The following is a 19,364-nucleotide window of genomic DNA, read 5'->3' as shown; positions in this document are numbered from 1 at the left end:
GTTTACTCGGCCGCGGCGCGCGCTTCCGGTCTCGCCGCCGCGTGGAGGCGCACCGCATCGCCGAAGGCCCGGAAGATTTTCTGCGAAACGCTGTCGGACCTCACCCAATATTCGGGATGCCACTGCACGCCGACCGCGAAGGCGCGGGCGCCTTTCACGGAGACGGCCTCGACCGTTCCATCTTCGGCCACGGCCTCGACCTGAAGGTTGTTGCCCAGACGGTCGGCTGCCTGCCGGTGAACGGAATTCACTTCGATGTCGCCGGCTCCAAAAACACCGGCAAGGCAGGTTCCCGGCCGGATGCTGACCTTCTGGCGGATGGCGAAGCGCTGGTCCTGATCGTCGCTCGCCGGCGCACGGTGATCGAGCGAGCCCTCGCGTTCCTGAATCTCGCTGGCGAGAGTGCCGCCAAGCGCCACATTCAGCTCCTGTATGCCGCGACAGATGGCGAGCAGCGGCACGCCGCGCGCGATGGCTTTGCGGATAAGGGGAAGGGTGGTTGAGTCGCGCGCTGTATCGTAGGGGCCGTTTTCCTCGCTGGCATCACCGCCATAGAGCGAGGGATGAACGTTCGATTTCGAGCCCGTCAGCATGACGCCATCGACGCGCGACAGCAGTGCATCCAGATCGAGCCGATCGCCGAAAGAGGGGACCAGCACGGGCAGGGCGCCGGCGCCGGCGATCACCGCTTCCAGATATTGCTGGGGTGCGGCATGCCAGGTGTAATTCTCAAACTGCCTGACGTCCGTGGAGACGGCAACGAGCGGCTGCGTCATTATGTGTGAATCCGATGAGTTTCAGGATCTCTGCTTCGGGCAGGATTTATCATGAACTTCATGCCGCTGTGAAGGAGACAAGGTTGACGTCAGGTCCGGATGCTATTGCGCCTTGGGTGGGGATAGATGCATCCTGTCTTGAAATGATTTGAACCGGGGATATGAGAGCGACGTCGGATAAGTCCGCCACCTCCCCGTTTCTAAAAGTTTTTTTAATGCGAATGTGTCATCATCTTCGCATGGGGTGAGTGCCGAATGTGACCGCGATCAAGCGAAAAGAGCTGCCTGACGACGTCTACATTCCGTTCGTGGAGACGCTTTTCCGCGACGGCTTCACGCTTGCTATAGGCATTTCCGCACAGACGGCCCTCATGTGCATCGTGGGCGCGAAAACCGGAAATCCCTCCTATCTGGTTCTGGCTGCTGTTCTGGTGCTTGTCGGTATCGTGCGTGTCATGAACATGCGCCGCTTCTCGGCCCTGCCGCCCATCGAGACGCGTCAGGAAGCATATCGCCGCGAAACCCGCTACATCATCTACGGGGCCATGCATGGTCTCGTTCTCGGCACTTTCTGCCTTACCGCGATCTATACCGCACAGGATGAGTTCGCCGAGATTGCCGCGGTCTGTATCGTGCTGGCCACGGCGACAGGCATTGCCGGCCGGAACTACGGATCGCCGAGGATGGTCAACATCCTGATCCTGACGCTGGCCTGCCCGATGGCTCTGGGCTTCATCCTGCGTGGTGACTTCTACCATGTTGCGCTGGGGCTGCTCTCCGCGCCCTTCCTGCTGGCGATCCATCGCTATGCAGATACGGTGCGGGACGTGCTGTTCACGGCGATCTCGGCTGAAAAGCTCGCCAACCGGCTGGCTCAGCGTTTCAACCGGGCGCTCAACACCATGCCGCACGGGCTCATCATGCTGGACCCGGACGGAAAGGTTGTGGTGGCGAACGCCGAGGCGGCCCGTTTGCTCTCGATCCATTCGCCTGACGATCTGCTGGGACGTTCGGTCCATTCGCTTCTGATGCGTGGCGTGGTCAGCGGCATGCTGACCCGCAAGGACTGCCAGCTTGTCGAAACGCAGCTGACAAAGGCGCTGCGGGAGGGCCGCGATCGCAAGGTTCTGGTGGGTTTTGCAAATGGCCAGCACTATGAGTTCTCGGCCCGCGAAGGCAGCCAGGAACTCGGCGTCATCACATTCGAGGACGTGACCGCCCGCGTCGAGGCGGAGGAGCGCATTCGCTTCATGGCCCGTTACGACAGCCTGACCGGGCTGGTGAACCGGGCCTATTTTCATGAACTGGTCGAGGAAAGCCTCAGCACGGGCGATCAGAAACGCTACTGCGCCATTGCCACCATCGATCTGGACGATTTCAAGAGCGTCAATGATACCGTTGGCCACCCCGTGGGTGACGGTCTCATCTATGCCGTGGCGGAGCGGCTTGCGGAGTTTGCCGCACCGGGTATCCAGATAAGCCGTTTCGGTGGCGACGAGTTCATTCTGTTCTTCGACAGGGTGGAGAGCGAAAGCCAGTTCACCCGCATGATGGACGAGATTTTTGCCGGACTGAAAGGCGAGGTCGATGTCGCCGGCCATGTGCTGCGCATTCAGGTGAGCGCCGGTGCCGTGCTGTCGCGTGTTGAGTTCAGCGAGGTTGACGAAATGATCGTCAAGGCTGACCTCGCGCTCTACAAGGCCAAGGAGCTGGGCAAGAATGGCTGGCAGCTGTTCGAGTCGTCGATGGATGCGGCGTTCCGCGACCGCCAGAGAATGAAGGCGGATCTGCGCGCGGCCGTCGAGGCGGGCACGTTGCGCGTCGTCTATCAGCCGATCGTCACCATGGCGACCATGCGCATTTCCGGCTGCGAGGCTCTGTGCCGGTGGGACCATCCGGCGCTTGGGCCGGTATCGCCGGGCGTCTTCATTCCGCTGGCTGAGGAAATGGGCATCATCTCCCAGATCAGCACCTTCATGCTGAATGCCGCCTGTGCGGAATGCATGAAATGGCCCGAGCATACCAATGTCTCGGTCAACCTCTCCGCCAAGGACTTCCGCAACAGCGACGTCATTCAGAAGGTGCGCAATGCGCTGGAGGCTTCCGGCCTGCCGCCGCACCGGCTTGAAGTCGAGGTGACGGAAACGGCGCTTCTGGACGACAAGTCCGAGACGCGCCAGCTTCTGCAGGAACTGAAATCGCTGGGCGTAAGGATTGCTCTGGACGATTTCGGCACCGGGTATTCCAGCCTCAGCTACCTGCACAAGCTGCCGCTGGACAAGGTCAAGATCGACCGCTCCTTTCTGTCCGACGTGACGCAGAATCCGCGATCGCTCGAACTGCTCAAGGGCATCGTGGCCCTGTCGCGATCGCTGGGGCTTGCCGTGACCATTGAAGGCGTCGAAACCTTCGAGCAGTTGCGCATTCTGTCGCGACAGGTCGAACCTGAACTGGTGCAGGGGTTCCTGTTCGGTGCGGCGCTCAGCGCATCCGGCATCGAAACCATGTCGACGGCGCGCTGGCCCTTCGCGCACGATGAACTGGTGGCTTCGGGCGCAACCCGCAAATAGCAGACCCGCCTTGGCCCGGCGCAGCCACCGGCTGCTTCCCTGACACTGCGATGTCGTTTTATTAAGGTTAATTCCGGGTAAAACGGGATTTCTTTAATTAAAACTTTACTGATGTGTTCCAACCCTTACCGTGCTTTGAGAGCGGCATGACAGAGGGTAAGCCGATGGTGACCCGGCAGTTGAAGCTGGATGCGGACGCGGAACAGCTAAAGCCGGGCTTATCCGGCTCGGCCTTCGCCAACAAGGTATTCGAACTGCTCGACCGATCCGAATATCGCCGCTGCGACAAGGGCGAGGATCTGGAAGACATATACCGGCTGCGCTACAAGGCCTACCGCTTCAACGACATGGTTCCGGACGCGGATCGGCGCACGATCATCGATGAACTGGACGATGCTCCGAACGTCTATCGTTTCGGCGTCTATGTGGACCAGAATCTGGTTTCCACCATGCGCATCCACCACGTCACGCTGGAAACGCCGATATCGCCCTCTGTTCAGGCCTTCGGGGATATCGTGCGTCCCATGCTGGAAGCCGGCGACACCTTTGTGTGCATGAGCCGTTTTGCCTCCGATCCGGAACTGGCGCGCGCATATCCGCATCTGATCTACGTGACGCTGCGGCTGGCGGGCATGGCGTGCATCTATTTCAACGCGCCATACGGGCTTTCCACCGTGCGGGAAGACCATGCCGGCTTCTACCGGCGCATCTACAATTCGGAACAGATCAGCGAGCCGCGCGGCTATCCGGGCGTGTTCAATAAGGTGGTGTTGTTCCGCACAAACGCCATCGAGAACCGCGAGCGCTACTATGCGCGCTTCCCCTTCTTCCGTTCGACCGAAACCGAGCGTCGCCTGCTGTTCGGCAAGGTGGGGGCAGGGGAGTTGCAGCCGCTGACCATCCTGCCCAGCGCCCGCTATCTGCACCACGCTGCGTGATCCCCGGGGCCGCCTGATGCCGGGTCGTCTGACCTGAAGCAGGTCGTCCGGAGGCACAGCCGTTTACCGGCTCCCCTGATGGGCAATGCGCCACAGCGTGCCGCTGCCGTCCTCGCTGACGATCAGAGCGCCGTCGCTGGCCATCGCCACGCCAACCGGCCGCCCCCATACGGAGCCGTCGGAAAGGACGAAGCCCGTCATGAAATCCTCGTAGGCGCCCGTCGGCCGGCCATTGTCGAACAGCAGGCGCACCACCTTGTAGCCCGTTATCAGGCCCCGGTTCCATGAGCCGTGCAGGGCAACAAACGCATCTCCGCGATAGTCGGCAGGGAACTGGTCGCCCTCGTAGAAGGTGATGCCGAGCGGCGCGGAATGCGCCTGGATCAGCACGTCCGGCACCGTCACCTTGTCGGCGAGATCGGGCCTTGAGCCGGCATGGCGCGGGTCCTCGTGACCGCCGATATAGTACCACGGCCAGCCGTAGAATGCGCCTTCGCTTACGCTTGTCGCATAGTCGAAGGGCAGGTTGTCGCCCAGGCCGTCGCGCTCGTTGACGGCGCACCACAATGCGTTTGTGGCAGGCTGCAATGCCAGTCCCGAACAATTGCGCAGTCCCGTCGCAGCGATCCGCCGGTTTGTGCCATCCGCGTCGAAGGCGAGCACATCTGCGCGGTCGGTTTCGGAACCCCAGCCTGCGCCGGTCGGCTGCGCGCCCTGCCATGCTTCCAGCCCTCCGGGCGCCTCGCCCATGCCGGAGGCGACATTCGACTGCGAGCCGACCGAGACGTAGAGCGTTTTGCCATCCGCGGAGAAGGCGAGGTCGCGGGTCCAGTGGCCTCCGGAAGGAAGCTCGGCAACGATGACTTCGGGTTCGGAAGAGGCTTCTAGGTCGCCGCTTTTGTAAGGGAAGCGAACGACGCTGTCGGTGTTGGCGACATAGACCCATTGCGGATCTTCGGCGGGATGGAAGGCGATGCCGTAGGGCTGGTTCAGCCCGCCGGCAAAGACGGAGTTCTGCGCAGGCTTCGCGCTGCCGTCTTCAAGGCGGTAGACCGACACCTGATCGGCGCCGGATTCGGCGACGAATATGTCACCATTCGGGGCCACGCGCACGATACGCGGCCCGCCGAGGCCGGAAGCGATCATGTGTGCGGAAAAGCCTTGTGGCAGTTGTGGGCTGACATCTTCCGGCGGGCTGACCCGCCGGGCGCTGTTGGAGGTGGACTCTGTCGCGAAGGGAGCGGGAAGGTCCTGCGGCGTGAAATGCCGCCGAACGCCCGGCCTGTCGTCCCGCCAGCCGCCGAACGCCGATTCGCCGGTCAATGGCACGTCGGTTTCCTGCGCCATAGCGGCAGTGCCCGCCAGCAGGACCGAAGCCGCCGCGACCCGTTTCATGAGGTGGATCATGCCGTCCTCCTTCCCCTGTCGACCCGTCAGGCGGCACTTTAGGAAAGCGGGCGCGGCGATGCATCACACGAGGGCGTGATGTGGCGCGCCTTTTTCAGCGCAGCATGCGCGAGACGAGCTGTGCGGTGTAGTCGACCATCGGCACGATGCGGGCATAGTTGAGCCGCGTCGGGCCGATGACGCCGAGCGCGCCGACAACGCGCGCCTCCGCGTCGCGATAGGGCGCCACCACCAGCGACGATCCCGACAGCGAGAACAGCTTGTTCTCCGAGCCGATGAAGATGCGCACGCCGGGTCCCTCTTCGGCGAGGTTGAGCAATTGCAGCAGCCCGTCCTGCGTCTCCAGGTCATCGAACAGGTTCTTGAGCAGTTCCATGTCCGCCTGCGCGGTGATGTTTTCCAGAAGATTCGCCCGGCCGCGCACGATCAGCCGCGCCGGCAGGTCGCTTTCGGTTCCCGCCCACACCGCCAGCCCCTTTTCCACCAGCGCCTGCGACAGCGAATCGAGGGCCGCGCGCGTTTCTTCCTTGATGCGCGAGATTTCCGTGCGCGCCTCAGCCAGCGTGCGGCCGCGGATGTGGGCGTTGAGGAAGTTGGAGGCCTCGTGCAGTTGCGAGACGGTGACGCCCGCCGGCAGGTCGATGATGCGGTTTTCCACATCGCCGTTCTGCGAGACCAGCACCGTCAGAGCCTTTGTCGGCTCAAGCTGGATGAACTCGATGTGCTTGAGCGCTGCCTCGCTCTTGGCGGCCAGAACGACACCTGCGCCCCGTGACATGCCTGACAACAGCTGGCTCGCCTCCGTCAGCATGTGTTCGAGAGAAGTGTCGTTACCGGAAGCCCTGATCTGCGCCTCGATGCTGCGCCGCTCCTCATCGCCGAGATCGCCGATTTCCATGAAGGCATCGACGAAGAAACGCAGGCCCGCCTGCGTCGGCAGGCGCCCCGCCGAGACATGCGGCGCGTAGACCAGCCCCAGATGCTCCAGATCGCTCATCACGTTGCGGATCGTCGCCGGCGACAATGTCGAGGGCAGGATTCGCGACAGGCTGCGCGAACCCACCGGCTCGCCGTCCTTCAGGTAAGAATCGACGAGACGCCGGAAGATCTCGCGCGAGCGCGTATCCAGCGACTGCCACTGCGATGGGGGAACCGGCGGTGTCGGGGCTGAACTGTGCTTTGTCATGTCGTACCTCTATACAAAGGATATAGACGCGGCGGGCGCCAGTGCAAGCGAGCCGTTTTCCTTTGCGCAAGCAGCCGTGGAGGGCTACAAGCCCGCAAAATCACAAGATTGGAAAGACACGACATGCGCCCCTCCAAACGCCAGCCAGACGAAATGCGCGCCATCTCCTTCGAGCGCAGCTTTTCAAAGCACGCCGAAGGTTCGTGCCTCGTGAAATTCGGCGATACCCATGTGCTGTGCACGGCAAGCCTCGAAGAGCGGGTGCCAGGCTGGATGCGCAATTCCGGCAAGGGCTGGGTGACGGCCGAATATGGCATGCTGCCGCGTTCGACCGGCGAGCGCATGCGCCGCGAGGCTTCTGCCGGCAAGCAGGGTGGGCGCACGCAGGAAATCCAGCGTCTTATCGGCCGTTCGCTGCGCGCCGTCGTCGACATGCAGGCGCTGGGCGAACAGCAGATCACCATCGACTGCGATGTGCTTCAGGCCGATGGCGGCACGCGCACGGCCTCGATCACCGGCGCATGGATCGCCCTGCACGATTGCCTGCGCTGGATGGAAGCGCGCCAGATGGTGAATGTGCAGCGGGTCCTGAAGGATCACGTCGCCGCCATCTCCTGCGGCATCCATGATGGCCAGCCGGTCATCGACCTCGATTATCTGGAGGATTCCGCCGCCGGCACCGATGCCAATTTCGTCATGACCGGCAAGGGCGGCATCGTCGAGATCCAGGGCACCGCCGAGGGCGAGCCCTTCACCGATGCGCAGTTCGCCGAGCTGATGGGGCTTGCCCGCAACGGCATCGCCCGGCTGGTCGAGTTGCAAAAGCTGGCCGTCGCCTGAAAGCTCTGATGCCATGAAGCCTGCTGCCGTCCTTGAATCCGCGCTCTACGTGACCGATCTTGCCGCCGCCGAGACTTTCTATGGCGACGTGCTGGGTCTGGAACGGATGACGAAGGTGGAGGGGCGGCATGTGTTCTTCCGCTGCGGGCAGGGTGTGGTGCTGTTGTTCAATGCCGAAGCGACGATAGTGCCCCCCGCGCCCGATGCGCGGCTGCTGGTGCCGCCGCACGGCACGACAGGGCAGGGACATCTGTGCTTTGCCGCCAGCGCCGATGAGATCGACGCGTGGAAGAGCCGGCTGGAAGCTGCGGGCATTGCCATCGAAGCCGATTTCGAGTGGCCTCAAGGTGGCCGTTCCATCTATATCCGCGACCCTTCCGGCAATTCGCTGGAATTCGCCGAACCGCGTATCTGGGGCCTGTAATGCATCCTTTGGACAAGAAGATCGTCGTCGCCAGCCACAATGAAGGCAAGTTGCGCGAATTTGCCGACCTGATGGCGCCTTTCGGCTTCGAGGCGAAGTCGGCGCGCGAATTTGGTCTGCCCGAGCCGGATGAAACGGGCACCACCTTCGAGGAAAACGCCTATATCAAGGCTTTCGCGGCGGCAAAGGCCACCGGCCTGCCGGCCCTTTCCGACGATTCCGGCCTGTGCATCGATGCGCTGGACGGCGATCCGGGCGTCTACACCGCCAACTGGGCCGAAAAGCCGGATGGCAAGCGCGATTTCGGCATGGCCATGGAAAAGGCCGAGGCCGCCATGCAGAAGGCGGGCGCGGTGGAGCCGCAGCAGCGCACAGGCCGTTTCGTTGCTGTGATCTGCCTTGCCTTTCCCGATGGCGAGGCGGAATATTATCGCGGCGAGGTGGAAGGCCATCTGGTGTGGCCGCCGCGCGGCGAACTGGGGTTCGGCTATGATCCGGTCTTTCTGCCGGATGGGTATGAAAGGACCTTCGGCGAGATGAGTGCCGAGCAGAAGCACGGCTGGAAGCCCGGTGCGCCCGACGCGCTGTCGCACCGCGCCCGCGCCTTCCAGAAGTTCGCCCGAGCACGATTGGGAGTGGCGTGACGCTGGATCGCTCTCCCGGTTTCGGGGTTTATCTCCACTGGCCGTTCTGCGCGGCCAAGTGCCCTTATTGCGACTTCAACAGCCATGTGCGCCATCAGAAGGTCGATCAGCAGCGCTTCGTGCGCGCCTTCGCCACCGAAATGGCATCGATGCGGGCACGCACCGGCCCTCGCGAGGTGACGTCGATCTTCATCGGCGGCGGCACGCCCTCGCTGATGGAGCCTGCAACCGTGGACGCGATATTGGAGGAAGTGGCCCGCAACTGGACGGTTCCCGCCGGCATAGAGGTAACGCTGGAGGCCAATCCGTCCTCGGTCGAGGCGGAGCGTTTTCGCGGCTATCGTGCCGCCGGCGTCAACCGCGTCTCGCTGGGCGTGCAGGCGCTCAATGACGCCGACCTGCGGTTCCTCGGCCGTTTGCATGACGTTTCCGAGGCGCTCCATGCGATCAGGCTGGCGCGCGAGATCTTTCCGCGCCTGTCCTTCGATCTCATCTATGCGCGGCCCGGCCAGACGCCGGAGGCGTGGGAGGCGGAACTGAACGAGGCGATCGGCCATGCCGCCGATCATCTGTCGCTTTATCAGCTCACCATCGAGGAAGGTACCGCCTTCCACAAGCTCTATGCGGCCCGCAAATTCGAGATGCCGGTGCCTGATCTTGCCGCTGATCTCTACCAGCTCACGCAGGAAGTCACCGCCGCGCGCGGCCTGCCGGCCTATGAGGTGTCGAACCACGCGCGCCCCGGTGCGGAAAGCCGGCACAACCTCGTTTATTGGCGCTATGGCGAATATGTCGGCATTGGTCCCGGCGCGCACGGCCGCTTCGTGGAAGACGGCACGCGCATCGTCACCATCGCCGAAAGGCATCCCGAGACTTGGGCGGAACTGGTGGAGCGGCAGGGCCACGGCACCGTCGATGGCGAGCGGCTGACCCGCGAGGAAGAGGCCGACGAATTCCTGATGATGGGGTTGCGTCTAGTCGAGGGCATCGATCTTGCACGTTTCGAGACCCTGTCCGGACGCACGCTGCCGCGCCGCCAGCTGTCCATTTTGCAGGAGGAGGGACTTGTCGCCCCGGTCGGCAATTCAGGCCTGCGCGCCACGCCCTCCGGCATGATCGTGCTGAATTCGCTGGTGGCGGAACTGGCACGGTAGAGCATTTCGTAGTCAGACGGAATCGTCTGACGTCGCAAAAATGCGGTCAACGAAAACAAGCTGGAGCAGCGTTCGTCAGAACGCCCGCTGCTCCAGATCGTCGGGCGCCCATACGGAAGCACAAAGGACGATCTGAATTATCGATAGAGTATCGGACCGAAACCGGACGCCACTTTTCGGTCAGATGCTCGGAAGACTTTCCTTTCGCTGGCCGCCGATCCAGTATGGCGGCCCACAATCCGGCGGTGCATCGCATGAACCTTTCCTTTTCCTCGTGGCAGTTCTGGGCGCTGCTTTCGGCCGGTTTCGCGGCCCTCACCGCCATCTTCGCCAAAGTCGGCGTGGAAAACGTCAATTCCGACTTTGCCACGCTGATCCGCACGGCGGTCATCCTGCTGGTCATCGCCGCGATCGTCATGGCGACCGGGCAGGCGCAGCCGCTCGGCTCCATTTCGGGCAGAACCTACATATTTCTCGCGCTGTCGGGTCTGGCGACGGGCGCCTCGTGGCTGTGCTATTTCCGTGCCCTGAAGCTCGGGCAGGCGGCGCAGGTCGCGCCCATCGACAAGCTGAGCGTCGTTCTGGTGGCCGTGTTCGGCGTGATCTTTCTGGGCGAGCGCCTGTCGCTCGCCAACTGGCTCGGTGTCATGCTCATCGCTGCCGGTGCCGTTCTGGTCGCCTATCGTTAGGAAAAAGCCGCTCAGCGCGAGATCGAGAAAACGCTGAGGCCGGCGACACCTTCCTCGATGCAGCGCCACCCCATCTTTTCGTAGAAGGGCGCCAGATGCGGTTCGGCACAGAGATAGACCGTGTCGAAACCTCGCGAAAATCCCTCCTCGACGGCTGCGAGCACGAGCCTCGTGCCGAGCCCGGTCTTGCGCGCCTTTGGCTCAACCCAGACGGCGGCAACCCATGGCGTGTAGTGTGGGCGCTCATCGAGATCGCTGGCGATGAGATGCGCGCAGCCGTAGAAATCCGTCCCATCATGGGCAACCAGTGAAAGCGGGATGTCCTGTCCATCCATGCATTCGTGCACCATGGCCTCGATCTCGGAGAGGGCGACGCCCTGTTCGCGCCACCATGCCTGCCAGACGCGATCGCCGATGGTTTCGGCAAACTCCGGCTGATCGCGCAGATTGGAAATCGCGGGGAGCGAGGCTGTCATGAAGGTCTTTCCGCGGGCTTTGGTTGTGGCGGCTTGTGGCACGGGCTTTGCAAGGCGCGCAAGCCATGCCAAACCGTCCTTCTGAAAAAGGACATGGCATGAATTCCGGGACTTCGAGACGCTCCTTTCTGATCGGGCAGGCCGAATTTCCGGCCCGGCCGCTGGAGCCGGCGCTCTATCTGGTGGCGACGCCGATCGGCAATTTGAGCGACATCACCATCCGCGCGCTGGAAACGCTGGCGGCTGCCGATGTGCTTGCCTGCGAGGACACGCGCGTGTCGCGCGTTTTGCTGGAGCGCTACGGCATCCGCCGCCGCACGACAGCCTATCACGAGCACAACGCGGCTGATGCCGGCCCCCGGCTGATGGCGGCGCTGGAGGAAGGCAAAAGTGTCGCGCTGATTTCCGATGCCGGCACGCCGCTGGTCTCCGATCCGGGCTACCGGCTGGTCGGCGAGGCATTGGAGCGCGGCCTGCGCGTCGTGCCCATACCGGGACCGTCGGCGGCGCTCGCGGCCCTCACAGTCTCCGGCCTGCCTTCGGATGCCTTCCTTTTCGCGGGTTTTTTGCCGGTCAAGGCAGGCCAGAAGCGCACGCGGCTGGAGCAGTGGCAGGCGGTGCCGGCGACGCTGATCTTCTTCGAATCGCCGCGCCGCGTGGCGGATACGCTCGATGCGATGGCGCAGGTGCTGGGGGCGGAACGACGGGCAGCGGTATGCCGGGAACTGACCAAGACTTTCGAGGAAGCCCGCCACGGAACCCTTGGCGAACTCGCGGCTCATTATGCCGCCGCCGACACGCCGAAGGGGGAGGTCGTCATTTGCGTCGGTCCCGCTGCGGATGAGGATGCGGCGCCCGCCGATGTGGATGCGCTTCTCATCGGCCTTGCGGCTGAAATGCCGGCTTCGAAGGCAGCCGCTGAAGCGGCTCGCATGACCGGCCAGCCCAAGCAGGAGCTTTATCGTCGCCTGCTGGTCCTTAAGGAGGGCAGCGGTGGCTGAGGCTCCTGCCCCCCCACCCAACGACAACCGACACAAGGACAATCGCCGCAAGGCCGCCTATCGGCGCGGTCACTACAGCGAATGGCTGGCTGCGCTGGCGCTGATGGTGAAGGGTTATCGCATTCTGGAACGCCGTTACCGTACGCGGCTTGGCGAAATCGACCTGATCGCGCGGCGCGGAGATCTGGTGCTCATCGTCGAGGTCAAGGCGCGGCGCTCGCTGGTCGATGCAATGGAGGCGATCGCGCGCCAGTCCGAACGCCGCATCGAAGCCGCCGCCGACATCTGGCTCTCGCGCCAGCCGGACTATGGCGGCTTTTCCCTGCGCTTCGACATGGTCGCCGTCCTGCCATGGCGCTGGCCGGTGCATGTGGAGAATGTGTTTTACGGGCGGTAGCCGAAGGCAGTGCCTGCCTGAATACCCCTCATCCGTTCCGGCAGTCCGTGCCACTCCATCTTCTCCCGCAAGGGGAGAAGGAAAGTGCTGCATGGTCGTCTGTGCAAATAGCCGGGGGTGTGGTTGGCGGTACAGCTGATGCGGGCCAACTTCTTCCCTTGCGGGAGAAGGGGCGCGAAGCGGTCGGATTGGGGTCGTCAGCGCAGGATGCGAAAATCGGCCGGCACATCCTGCACACCCGGCGGCAGAATCTCCACATCGCTGACCACGGCACCGCGAGGACCCTGGCGCAGTCGCTCCAGCATTTCGGCAACGGCCTCGTCCGCCCCGCTGAACAGCGCCTTGACGGAGCCGTCCGCTTCATTGCGAACCCAGCCGACAAGGCCGAGCCGTTCGGCCTCTTCCTGCGTCCAGTAGCGGAAGCCGACGCCCTGCACGCGGCCCCGGACACGCACCGTCACCGTGCGGGCGCTCACCGCCGGCTCACCCGCATCGGCAGGCCCCCCTGCGGCTGGGTGGTCAGCTTCTGCACCGGCCATGGGCGCGTTTCGGGAACCGTCTCGAACCGAAAACGCGACAGCATGACCGCCAGCGCGATGATCGCCTCCTGCATGGCGAAGCTCGCCCCGATGCACACGCGCGGCCCGGCTCCGAACGGCAGATACTGGTAGCGGTCGATGCGGTCGCGGTTTTCAGGGTGGAAGCGCTCGGGCATGAAGGCATCCGGCGCTTCCCAGAGCTTGCGGTGGCGGTGCACGGTCCACGGCATCACCAGAACCTGCGCGCCCTTGCGCAGTTCGAGGTCCTTGTAGTGGTCGGTCTCGATCGGCTCGCGGTTGATGGACGGCGCGGGAGGATAGAGCCGCAGCGCCTCCTCGAAGGCGGCGCGCGTCAGCGGCATGGCGTCCAGCCATTTTACCGGATCGGGCTCGCGCGCCAGAACCGTGTCGATCTCCTGCTCGATCCGCTCGCGCTCCCATGGCGCTTCGGCAAGGCAGTAGAGCGTCCAGCCCAGCGCCCGCGCCGTGGTCTCGTGGCCGGCACCGATGAAGGTGATGATGTTGTCCTCGATCTCGGCGCGGGTCAGCCCGTCCGGCCCTTCGGCGCGCAGCAGAAGGGTGAGGAAATCGTTGGGAACCCTGTCCCCATCGCGCTCCATGCGCGCGCGCCGCAAGGCCATGGTGTCAGCCACGATCTGGCGGAAATAGGCCATGGTGCGGCGGCCGCGGATGCGGGTGATGCGCGGCAGCCAGTCCGGCGCACGCAAGAGGTCGAGCGGATCGACCCGGCCCATGGTCTCGAACAGGCGGTCGATCTGCCGGGCGAAGCTGCCCGGTTCGCCGGCGATCTCGCCGGAAAACAGCGTCTCGGCCAGGATCTCGTAGGTCAGCATCGTCATGTCGTGGGCGATGTCGAACGTGCCGCCCTGCTCGTAGCGCTCCACGAAGGTGTTGGTGCAGGCAAGCATGGGAGCTGCAAAGCCGAATATGTGGCGCGGCGTAAACACCGGCGCCATCGCCTTGCGTGACCGCTTCCACACCGCGCCCTCGGCGGTCAGCAGCCCGTCGCGCAGGATCGGCCGCAGAACCATCTGGCGCACGGTGGCCATCCTGTAGTTCTTCGCATTGTCGACCAGCACGTGGCGGATAAGACCGGGATCGTTGGCGATGACCAGCGGCCCGCCAATGCCGCTGATCGAAATCCACGGCTCGTTGTAGGAAGGCTCGCCCCACAATTCGAGCGGATTGCGGTAGACGATCCGCATCATTTCCAGCGTCGAAGGCGGGCTGGTGCGCGGCTTCGGAGCCGGGGGCACAAAGGGGAAAGGGACTGCTTCCGTCAAGGTGGCCATGCCCGATATCTAGGTTCGCCGCCCGCTTGCGTCCACTGCAATTCTCCATCGTGCATGAATCGTGAACGCACCGTCACCCTCGAAAATCAACGGTTCGGGAAAAATCATCTCTTGCCGCAGGCGCATAAAAGGCCCATCTGGCGCTGGTCACTTTTGGTGACCCCGCACATTTCCGCTGAGCCGGAGACTTAGCGGAAATGTGCGGGTTTCTTGTTTTTATCGCATTGTCCGACGCCGAAGCGACCTCGCTTCGACTGGAAATGCTCCGGATCACAGGGATTCCTACATTGACGCACAAGCTCAACATCATCGTCGGCAGCACGCGGCCGGGCCGCGTGGGGCCGCTCTTCGCGAACTGGTTCGTTGAATTCGCCCGCCAGCACGGTAAGTTCGACCCGGTTCTGGTCGACATCGCCGAGTTCAATCTGCCCTTGTTCGACGAGCCGAAGCATCCGCGCCTCGGCCAGTACGAAAACGCCCATACAAAGCGCTGGTCGCAGACCATCGCCGAAGGCGACGCCTATGTGTTCGTGACGCCGGAATACAATTCGATCATTCCCGCGCCACTGCTCAACGCTATCACCTATCTGTCCATCGAATGGAACTACAAGCCTGCCGGCTTCCTCTCCTACGGCGGCGTTTCCGGCGGCCTGCGCGCCGTGGAATCGGCCAAGCCGCTGCTGGCAGCACTCAAGGTCGTGCCGATCCCCGAAGGCGTGCCGGTTCCGGGCTATCCGCAGTTCCTTGCCGACGGTGAATTCAGGCCGAACGAACTGATCACCAACGGCGCAACCACCATGCTGGACGAGCTCGACCGCTGGGCGGGCGCGCTCAAGGCGCTTCGTTCGCAGGTGAAGGCCGCGGCCGCGGCCTGATCCGCAGGCACGTCTGAATCCATCATTACCCTGACGACCCCGCCGGAGATGCTCCGGCGGGGTCGTTTTTCAGTGGCAAACTCCTTGGAAAACTTGGAAAAAAGGCCCGGAACGCCTATATCTGGCGGATCGGCGGGCATTCGATTCGCGACGTTTTCGGGCACCCGCCTCCGCGACAGAGAGACGAAAGTATTTCATGAGCGATACGACCGAAAATCAGGCCGCCGCGCCGGCTGAGTACGGTGCCGATTCCATCAAGGTTTTGAAGGGGTTGGATGCCGTTCGCAAGCGGCCGGGCATGTATATCGGCGACACCGACGACGGCTCGGGCCTGCACCACATGGTCTACGAGGCTGTCGACAACGCCATCGACGAGGCCCTGGCCGGCCACGCCGATCTGGTTTCGGTCACGCTCAATCCGGATGGTTCCTGCACGGTGGCCGACAATGGTCGCGGCATTCCCACCGATCTGCATCCGACCGAGGGCGTTTCGGCTGCCGAGGTCATCATGACCCAGCTTCACGCCGGCGGAAAGTTCGACCAGAATTCCTACAAGGTCTCCGGTGGTCTGCATGGCGTCGGCGTGTCGGTGGTCAACGCGCTGTCGGTCTGGCTGAAACTCAGCATCCGCCGCAACGGCAAGATTCATGAGGTAAGCTTCTCGCATGGCGTGGCGGATGCGCCGCTGGCTGTGGTGGGTGAGTACGAAGTCACCAACGAGCCCGGCACCTATGAAGGCCGCAGCGGAACCGCCGTCAGCTTTCTGCCGTCGCCGGACACCTTCAAGGGGGTCATCGATTTCGATTACGGCACGCTGGAGCACCGGCTGCGTGAGCTGGCCTTCCTCAATTCCGGCGTGCGCATCATCCTGACCGACAACCGTCATGCCGACGTGAAGCGTCAGGAACTGCATTATGATGGCGGGCTGGAAGAGTTCGTCAAATATCTAGACCGCGCCAAGAAGCCGCTGATCGACAAGCCGATCGCCATCCGTTCGGAGCGCGATGGCATCACCGTCGAGGTGGCGATGTGGTGGAACGAGAGCTACCACGAAAATGTGCTGTGCTTCACCAACAACATCCCCCAGCGCGATGGCGGCACCCATCTGGCCGGCTTCCGTGGCGCCCTGACCCGTCAGGTGACCGGCTATGCCGATAATTCCGGCATCTCCAAGAAGGAGAAGGTCTCGCTGACCGGTGACGACTGCCGCGAAGGCCTGACGGCGGTGCTTTCGGTGAAAGTGCCTGATCCGAAGTTCTCCTCGCAGACCAAGGACAAGCTGGTTTCCTCCGAGGTTCGCCCGGTGGTGGAAAGCCTCGTCAACGAGGCGCTTGGCACGTGGCTGGAAGAACATCCGGCCGAGGCCAAGGTGCTGATCGGCAAGGTGGTGGAAGCCGCTGCTGCGCGTGAAGCCGCCCGCAAGGCGCGCGAGCTGACCCGCCGCAAGGGCGTTCTCGACATCACCTCCCTGCCGGGCAAGCTGGCAGACTGTCAGGAGCGCGATCCCGCCAAGTCCGAACTGTTCATCGTCGAGGGTGACTCGGCAGGTGGCTCCGCCAAGGGCGGACGCGATCGCAAGAACCAGGCGATCCTGCCGCTGCGTGGCAAGATCCTCAACGTCGAGCGTGCGCGCTTCGACCGCATGCTGTCGTCCGACATGATCGGCACTCTGATCACGGCGTTGGGCACGTCCATCGGCAAGGACGAGTTCAACCCCGACAAGCTGCGCTATCACAAGATCATCATCATGACCGACGCCGACGTCGACGGCGCTCATATCCGCACGCTGCTGCTCACCTTCTTCTTCCGCCAGATGCCGGAACTGATCGAGCGCGGCCACCTCTATATCGCCCAGCCGCCGCTCTATAAGGTGACGCGCGGCAAGAGCTCGCAATATCTGAAGGACGAGGCGGCTTTCGAGGATTACCTCATCAGCACCGGTCTTGAGGATGCATCGCTCACGCTGGGCTCCGGCGAAGTGCGCACCGGACAGGATCTTCGGGCGGCCGTCGAGGATGCTCTGGCCGTGCGCCAGCTGCTCAATGGTCTGCACACCCGCTACAGCCACTCGGTTGTGGAGCAGGCGGCGATCGCCGGCGGGCTTAATCCGGAGCTGTTCAACGATCTCGGTCAGGCGACCGCCATGGCCGAAGCCATCGCCGAGCGGCTCGACATGATTTCGGAAGATACGGAACGTGGCTGGAAAGGCACCACCTCTCGCTCCAACGAGGGCCCGGGCGGTTATTCGTTCGAGCGCACGGTGCGCGGCGTGCGCGAGGTCGTGCATCTCGACATGGGGCTGATCAATTCTGCCGACGCGCGCCAGCTCGACCGTTTCGCACCACGTCTGAGCGAGATTTACAGCCAGCAGCCGGTGCTGCGTCGCAAGGAAGGCAGCCAGACGATCTCCGGGCCGCTGGCGCTTCTCGACGCCGTCTTTGCGATCGGCCGTCGCGGACTTACCATGCAGCGCTACAAGGGACTGGGCGAAATGAACGCCGAGCAGCTTTGGGAAACCACGCTGGACCCGAATGTCCGCTCGCTTCTGCAGGTCAAGGTCAACGATGCGTCGGGCGCCGACGAGTTGTTCGCCCGCCTGATGGGCGACGAGGTGGAGCCGCGCCGCGAGTTCATTCAGGACAACGCGCTGAGCGTCGCCAATCTCGACATCTGATCGGGCCGAACTTTATAGAAAAAGCCGCGCCGGATTGTTTTTCCGGCACGGCTTTTTTTGTTTACGGCCCGAAGCCGGCGTCTTCAGGGTCTGAGGCGCAACGTCTCGAAATATTTGCGTTCGATCTTCCGGAAGGTTCCGTCGGCGACGATATCATCGATCAGCCTGTCGATTTCGCTTCCGAGCGCATCGTTGCCATTTGCGACTGCGATGCCCATTTCCGTGCCCAGCGCAGGGTCGGTGATATCGGGGCCGATCTGCTTATAGGCGTCGATCCCGCCATTGCGCTCCATCCACGGAAACATGGCGACAGACTCGGCAAACACCGCATCCAGCCGACCGTTCTGGAAGTCGAGAAACATGTCGTCGCTGGAAGGATAGGCATGAATGGAGATGGCCGTGCCGAAGCGCTCGCGCAGCCAGTGCTCATGCGTGGTCGATGCCTGCACGCCGATGGCGCGTCCGTCCAGGCCCTCACGGCTAAACTGCAGGTCTTGCTGATCCTTGCGGGCTATCATCAGCCCATAGGAGAAATAGTAGGGCTTTGAAAAGCGTACCTGCTGGTGGCGTTCCGGCGTCATGGTCACCGATGACATCAGCACGTCGAATTTGCCCGCCTGAAGGGCCGGGATCAGCCCGTCCCACTGCACCACCACCCATTCGCAGCGCCGGTGCAGGCGATTGCACAGCTCTTCGCCGAAATCGATGTCGAAGCCATGCACCCTGCCGTCCGGTCCGACCGCGTTGAAGGGTGCGTAGGCACCCTCAACGCCCATCCGCAACGGAGGGTCGTCCGCGCGCGCCGCGCCTCCTGCCAGCAGGAGGGCGATTGCGGCGACAAGCGCGGTTTTCATGATTGCGTCCCGTATGGTTGGGGCGAACGCTCAGTCCTTGGCGCGTTCCACGTAGGAACCGTCGGCGGTCATGACGACGATGCGGGTGCCGACGGTGATGTGCGGCGGCACGGCCGACTTCACGCCGTTCGAAAGGATCGCCGGCTTGTAGGAGGAAGATGCGGTCTGACCCTTGGTGACCGGCTCGGTCTCGACCACTTCGTAAACGGCGCGCTGCGGCAGTTCCAGTGCAATGCCGACGCCCTCATGCACGGAAAGCGTGACCGACATGCCTTCCTGCAGATAGGGGGCGGAGTCGCCGACCACGTCCGCCGACACGGCGATCTGGTCGTAGCTTTCCGGGTTCATGAAGTGGAAGCCTTCGCCATCCTGATAAAGGAAGGTGTGCTCGCGGTCCTCGACATGGGCGCGCTCGACCTGCTCGGTGGTGCGGTAACGCTCGGACACCTTCACGCCGTCGGAAATGCGGCGCATGTCGAGCTGGGTGACGGGCGTGCCCTTGCCGGGATGGATGTTCTCGGCGGACAGGATCACGTAGAGCTTGCCGTCCTTGTCGACGACGTTGCCTTTACGGAGGGAACTGGCAATTACCTTCACTAGTGTTCTT

General features: G+C 63.2%; 19 protein-coding genes. 11 read left to right on the top strand and 8 right to left on the bottom strand.

Going from position 1 to position 19,364, the window contains the following annotated elements; genetic code table 11:
• Positions 1-2: 2 nt before the first annotated feature.
• The gene (locus AC5XE7_RS12965) at positions 3-776 is read right to left on the bottom strand and encodes a gamma-glutamyl-gamma-aminobutyrate hydrolase family protein (protein ID WP_495366365.1); all 774 of its coding nucleotides are present in this window, start codon (positions 774-776) and stop codon (positions 3-5) included.
• A gap of 257 nt (positions 777-1,033) precedes the next feature.
• Between AC5XE7_RS12965 and AC5XE7_RS12960 the strand changes: the two genes are divergently transcribed.
• Positions 1,034-3,346, top strand: a complete 2,313-nt coding sequence (locus tag AC5XE7_RS12960) for a putative bifunctional diguanylate cyclase/phosphodiesterase (RefSeq protein ID WP_183827844.1) — start codon at positions 1,034-1,036, stop codon at positions 3,344-3,346.
• A 146-nt stretch (positions 3,347-3,492) separates the two neighbouring features.
• The gene (locus AC5XE7_RS12955; protein ID WP_239800747.1) at positions 3,493-4,284 is read left to right on the top strand and encodes an N-acyl amino acid synthase FeeM domain-containing protein; all 792 of its coding nucleotides are present in this window, start codon (positions 3,493-3,495) and stop codon (positions 4,282-4,284) included.
• A 63-nt stretch (positions 4,285-4,347) separates the two neighbouring features.
• Here AC5XE7_RS12955 and AC5XE7_RS12950 read toward each other — a convergent pair whose 3' ends face one another.
• Together AC5XE7_RS12950 and hrcA are read right to left on the bottom strand one after the other, a co-directional pair.
• A complete protein-coding gene (locus AC5XE7_RS12950) occupies positions 4,348-5,691 on the bottom strand; it encodes a PQQ-dependent sugar dehydrogenase (protein WP_495366366.1) in 1,344 nt (447 codons plus the stop codon).
• Between the two features lie 94 nt (positions 5,692-5,785).
• The gene (gene hrcA, locus AC5XE7_RS12945; RefSeq protein ID WP_495366367.1) at positions 5,786-6,877 is read right to left on the bottom strand and encodes a heat-inducible transcriptional repressor HrcA; all 1,092 of its coding nucleotides are present in this window, start codon (positions 6,875-6,877) and stop codon (positions 5,786-5,788) included.
• Positions 6,878-7,000: 123 nt separating this feature from the next.
• Here hrcA and rph point away from each other — a divergent pair, with 123 nt between their 5' ends.
• The 5 genes from rph to AC5XE7_RS12920 all read left to right on the top strand — a co-directional run bounded on the left by rph (position 7,001) and on the right by AC5XE7_RS12920 (position 10,628).
• A complete protein-coding gene (gene rph / locus AC5XE7_RS12940; protein ID WP_495366368.1) occupies positions 7,001-7,717 on the top strand; it encodes a ribonuclease PH in 717 nt (238 codons plus the stop codon).
• Between the two features lie 13 nt (positions 7,718-7,730).
• Positions 7,731-8,141: a VOC family protein gene (locus AC5XE7_RS12935; protein ID WP_495366369.1), complete on the top strand. Its 411-nt coding sequence runs from the start codon at positions 7,731-7,733 to the stop codon at positions 8,139-8,141.
• Entirely contained in the window at positions 8,141-8,785 is a 645-nt protein-coding gene (gene rdgB, locus AC5XE7_RS12930) for an RdgB/HAM1 family non-canonical purine NTP pyrophosphatase (protein WP_495366370.1), read from the top strand. The genes AC5XE7_RS12935 and rdgB overlap by 1 nt, the downstream gene beginning before the upstream one ends.
• Complete coding sequence (hemW, locus tag AC5XE7_RS12925; RefSeq protein ID WP_495366371.1) at positions 8,782-9,939, top strand: radical SAM family heme chaperone HemW; 1,158 nt, start codon at positions 8,782-8,784, stop codon at positions 9,937-9,939. Before rdgB ends, hemW begins: the two co-directional genes overlap by 4 nt.
• Positions 9,940-10,193: 254 nt before the next feature.
• Positions 10,194-10,628, top strand: a complete 435-nt coding sequence (locus AC5XE7_RS12920; protein ID WP_183827863.1) for an EamA family transporter — start codon at positions 10,194-10,196, stop codon at positions 10,626-10,628.
• Between the two features lie 11 nt (positions 10,629-10,639).
• Here the strand turns inward: AC5XE7_RS12920 and AC5XE7_RS12915 are convergent, their stop codons facing one another.
• On the bottom strand, positions 10,640-11,104 hold the full coding sequence (locus AC5XE7_RS12915) for a GNAT family N-acetyltransferase (protein ID WP_495366372.1): 465 nt from the start codon (positions 11,102-11,104) through the stop codon (positions 10,640-10,642).
• A 98-nt stretch (positions 11,105-11,202) separates the two neighbouring features.
• Between AC5XE7_RS12915 and rsmI the strand changes: the two genes are divergently transcribed.
• Both rsmI and AC5XE7_RS12905 read left to right on the top strand, forming a co-directional pair.
• Entirely contained in the window at positions 11,203-12,105 is a 903-nt protein-coding gene (gene rsmI, locus AC5XE7_RS12910; RefSeq protein WP_495366373.1) for a 16S rRNA (cytidine(1402)-2'-O)-methyltransferase, read from the top strand.
• Positions 12,098-12,502, top strand: a complete 405-nt coding sequence (locus tag AC5XE7_RS12905; protein WP_495366374.1) for a YraN family protein — start codon at positions 12,098-12,100, stop codon at positions 12,500-12,502. The genes rsmI and AC5XE7_RS12905 overlap by 8 nt, the downstream gene beginning before the upstream one ends.
• Positions 12,503-12,699: 197 nt before the next feature.
• Here AC5XE7_RS12905 and AC5XE7_RS12900 read toward each other — a convergent pair whose 3' ends face one another.
• On the bottom strand, positions 12,700-12,978 hold the full coding sequence (locus AC5XE7_RS12900) for an acylphosphatase (RefSeq protein ID WP_495366375.1): 279 nt from the start codon (positions 12,976-12,978) through the stop codon (positions 12,700-12,702).
• On the bottom strand, positions 12,975-14,354 hold the full coding sequence (locus tag AC5XE7_RS12895; RefSeq protein WP_495366376.1) for a cytochrome P450: 1,380 nt from the start codon (positions 14,352-14,354) through the stop codon (positions 12,975-12,977). Before AC5XE7_RS12895 ends, AC5XE7_RS12900 begins: the two co-directional genes overlap by 4 nt.
• Positions 14,355-14,641: 287 nt before the next feature.
• Here AC5XE7_RS12895 and AC5XE7_RS12890 point away from each other — a divergent pair, with 287 nt between their 5' ends.
• Both AC5XE7_RS12890 and gyrB read left to right on the top strand, forming a co-directional pair.
• Entirely contained in the window at positions 14,642-15,229 is a 588-nt protein-coding gene (locus AC5XE7_RS12890) for an NADPH-dependent FMN reductase (RefSeq protein ID WP_495366377.1), read from the top strand.
• A 196-nt stretch (positions 15,230-15,425) separates the two neighbouring features.
• The gene (gene gyrB / locus AC5XE7_RS12885; protein WP_239800757.1) at positions 15,426-17,903 is read left to right on the top strand and encodes a DNA topoisomerase (ATP-hydrolyzing) subunit B; all 2,478 of its coding nucleotides are present in this window, start codon (positions 15,426-15,428) and stop codon (positions 17,901-17,903) included.
• Between the two features lie 83 nt (positions 17,904-17,986).
• Here the strand turns inward: gyrB and AC5XE7_RS12880 are convergent, their stop codons facing one another.
• Both AC5XE7_RS12880 and efp read right to left on the bottom strand, forming a co-directional pair.
• The gene (locus AC5XE7_RS12880; protein ID WP_495366378.1) at positions 17,987-18,757 is read right to left on the bottom strand and encodes a transporter substrate-binding domain-containing protein; all 771 of its coding nucleotides are present in this window, start codon (positions 18,755-18,757) and stop codon (positions 17,987-17,989) included.
• A 30-nt stretch (positions 18,758-18,787) separates the two neighbouring features.
• The gene (gene efp, locus AC5XE7_RS12875; protein WP_239800759.1) at positions 18,788-19,354 is read right to left on the bottom strand and encodes an elongation factor P; all 567 of its coding nucleotides are present in this window, start codon (positions 19,352-19,354) and stop codon (positions 18,788-18,790) included.
• Positions 19,355-19,364 lie beyond the last annotated feature (10 nt).

It is taken from the genome of Aquamicrobium sp. YD-1-mutant5 (assembly GCF_059509755.1).
Note: the sequence above shows the minus strand (reverse complement) of the source record. Positions and strands in the feature narration are given on the sequence as shown.

Coding starts and splice junctions, on each gene's coding strand:
- AC5XE7_RS12965 (WP_495366365.1), bottom strand. CDS start 776: ATGACGCAGCCGCTCGTTGCCGTCTCCACGGACGTCAGGCAGTTTGAG.
- AC5XE7_RS12955 (WP_239800747.1), top strand. CDS start 3,493: ATGACAGAGGGTAAGCCGATGGTGACCCGGCAGTTGAAGCTGGATGCG.
- AC5XE7_RS12950 (WP_495366366.1), bottom strand. CDS start 5,691: ATGATCCACCTCATGAAACGGGTCGCGGCGGCTTCGGTCCTGCTGGCG.
- hrcA (WP_495366367.1), bottom strand. CDS start 6,877: ATGACAAAGCACAGTTCAGCCCCGACACCGCCGGTTCCCCCATCGCAG.
- rph (WP_495366368.1), top strand. CDS start 7,001: ATGCGCCCCTCCAAACGCCAGCCAGACGAAATGCGCGCCATCTCCTTC.
- AC5XE7_RS12935 (WP_495366369.1), top strand. CDS start 7,731: ATGAAGCCTGCTGCCGTCCTTGAATCCGCGCTCTACGTGACCGATCTT.
- rdgB (WP_495366370.1), top strand. CDS start 8,141: ATGCATCCTTTGGACAAGAAGATCGTCGTCGCCAGCCACAATGAAGGC.
- AC5XE7_RS12920 (WP_183827863.1), top strand. CDS start 10,194: ATGAACCTTTCCTTTTCCTCGTGGCAGTTCTGGGCGCTGCTTTCGGCC.
- AC5XE7_RS12915 (WP_495366372.1), bottom strand. CDS start 11,104: ATGACAGCCTCGCTCCCCGCGATTTCCAATCTGCGCGATCAGCCGGAG.
- rsmI (WP_495366373.1), top strand. CDS start 11,203: ATGAATTCCGGGACTTCGAGACGCTCCTTTCTGATCGGGCAGGCCGAA.
- AC5XE7_RS12895 (WP_495366376.1), bottom strand. CDS start 14,354: ATGGCCACCTTGACGGAAGCAGTCCCTTTCCCCTTTGTGCCCCCGGCT.
- gyrB (WP_239800757.1), top strand. CDS start 15,426: ATGAGCGATACGACCGAAAATCAGGCCGCCGCGCCGGCTGAGTACGGT.
- AC5XE7_RS12880 (WP_495366378.1), bottom strand. CDS start 18,757: ATGAAAACCGCGCTTGTCGCCGCAATCGCCCTCCTGCTGGCAGGAGGC.